Raw genomic sequence first — 812 nt, forward strand, 5'->3', positions numbered from 1 at the left:
TCTGTACCGAAAATATTGATGATATTGGCAAATCGTTCATTAAATATCTTCTCTATCTCTGCAATTTTATCCTCACGTACAAACTCTTTCAGTCGCTCACCAATCACTCTTACTCCTTTACTTTCTAACTCCTCTATAGAAGGAAATTTAAGCACTGAGTTAACAGTAAACTTCCCTAAATAATTTTTCAGTTTTGTGTAAAGCGTGTTTTTCTTTTCCTCTAAAGAATCAAAGGTCTGATACACTTTTCGATGCAGTTCATCAAAAGTCAAATCACCTTCCAATGAAGTAACGGTAGTAGCATATTCTTCCAACGCAATCAGCTTATCATCGTCTTTCTGTTCAGCATAAACCTTGAGTTCTGCTTCATAAGTTTGGATAGATTGATTGATCTTGAAAAGATGTTGTTTTACTTCCTTATGCTTCGCTTCTAGAGCATTCAAAGAATTAGAAAATTCAGCAACCAAATTATTGAGCTTCTCTTCCTCATGAAGCATTTCGTTTTCAAACGTTTTTTGCTTGTCAATAAACTCACGCTTGTCTTTGTCATATTCAAAAACCAATTGCTGATGTTCTTGAATATAGTCTAACTCGGCTTTATAGTTTTTAATTTGAAGCGACAGTTTTTCAAGGTGTTGTTTATCCACTCCTTTACCAGAAAGTTCCTCATTTTTCTGTTCAATCAGTTCTTCAATTTCTTTTTTAATCTCCTGTTTATAGTTTTCAATTGCTGATCGTAGTCCATTTTCTTTCTCTTGAAAATCCTTTTTAAACTGATTCAAACGTCTTGTTTTTTCTTTACGCTTGACCTC

At 33.6% G+C, this 812-nt stretch carries 1 protein-coding gene; it reads right to left on the bottom strand.

The window, feature by feature from the left end:
- On the bottom strand, window positions 1–812 hold an 812-nt coding region (locus HHU12_RS36115; RefSeq protein ID WP_169661190.1), incomplete at both ends, for an ATP-binding protein.

This window comes from Flammeovirga aprica JL-4, from assembly GCF_012844305.1.
Taxonomy (GTDB): Bacteria; Bacteroidota; Bacteroidia; order Cytophagales; family Flammeovirgaceae; genus Flammeovirga; species Flammeovirga aprica.